At 53.9% G+C, this 1,294-nt stretch carries 1 protein-coding gene; it reads right to left on the bottom strand.

Features of this window, described 5'->3' with window-relative positions:
* Positions 1-134 precede the first annotated feature (134 nt).
* On the bottom strand, positions 135-1,214 hold the full coding sequence (locus CFR76_RS17395) for an IS5 family transposase (RefSeq protein ID WP_025440192.1): 1,080 nt from the start codon (positions 1,212-1,214) through the stop codon (positions 135-137).
* Positions 1,215-1,294: the final 80 nt, after the last annotated feature.

The following is a 1,294-nucleotide window of genomic DNA, read 5'->3' as shown; positions in this document are numbered from 1 at the left end:
CTGGAGGGATCGAAGAACCCTTGATTGATGTGCTTGGCCGGTAATTTCTGGGTTTTGGCGATTTGATTGACGGTTTTTGCGATGGCGTCCAGTCTGCGTTTTGAGCAGATTGGGAGTTGTCTCTCGCTGGATGGCTATGCGCTCGCGTTCAATCTTTCGAGGAAGAGGAGGCGGCGCATATTGTAGACGATATTGGCGAGCCCGATCCTCATGGTGGCTCGACTGATACCGACAGTCCGGACAAACAGCCCCGTCTGTGACTTCTGATCGGCAAAGACATGCTCGACACGCGAGCGGATGACCGACTTTCCAGCATTTGATTTCTGGATATGCCGGGGCATAGGCTTGAGATGCGGCTTTTTGCGATGAACCTTGGAGACAAAGCCCTGCTTTTCCATGAAGTCTTCGTTGGCTTTTGAGCGATAGGCCGTGTCGGCCCAGACACTTGAGGCCGTATTGGTTTTATCCAGAAGCCCCTCTCTCAATCGCGCGCCATCACTGGCAGCGGCATGCGTTGTTTTCCATTTGCGGATGAACCGGTATTTCCGATCGATGGAAACATGCGATTTATAGCCAAAGAACGGGATGGCGAGATCGCTGGATGGCATGGTTCCATCATCCTGCCGCTTCGCCTTCGTGAACTTCAGTGTCCAGCGCGCATGACGATCCTTGTGCGACAGCTTTGCGGGTTTGTCCTGCCAGTCTTCAGGAATACGGCCTGCTCGCAGATCCGCTTTCTCTGCATTGGTGTTCCGCTGCTTCGGAGCCGCTACCAGCGTGGCATCCAGGATCTGGCCTGACATCGGCAAATACCCGGCGTTACGCAGGGTCGCATCAAAGCGGTTGAACAGCCCATCGATCGCACCCGCCTGGGTCAGACGCTCGCGAAACAGCCAGACCGTTTTGGCATCCGGCACCCGATCTGAAAGTCCCAGCCCAAGGAAACGCATAAAGGAGAGGCGATCGTTGATCAGATATTCCGTCCGCTCATCAGACAAATTGTTGAGCGTCTGGATCACCAGGATCTTGAACATCAGCACAGGATCAAATGGCGGTCGTCCGCCCTTGCTTCCATCGGAATACGCCAGGGCCTTGTCCAGATCAGGACGGAACGCTTCAAAATCCACAGTCCGGGAAAACGCTTCGAGCTGATCGCCAAGCCCACTCAGCCGGGCAAGACGCTCTTCAACATCAAAGAAACCAGACTGCTTCATATCGCCATTCCCTCAATCAACGCAGAAGAAATAGAATCATACAGAAGACCTCAAAACCAGGGGGTTTTTAGAACCCTCCA

The sequence above is a fragment of the Komagataeibacter swingsii genome, from assembly GCF_003207895.1.
GTDB classification, from domain to species: domain Bacteria; phylum Pseudomonadota; class Alphaproteobacteria; order Acetobacterales; family Acetobacteraceae; genus Komagataeibacter; species Komagataeibacter swingsii.
This window is presented reverse-complemented; position numbering and strand designations above follow the sequence as displayed.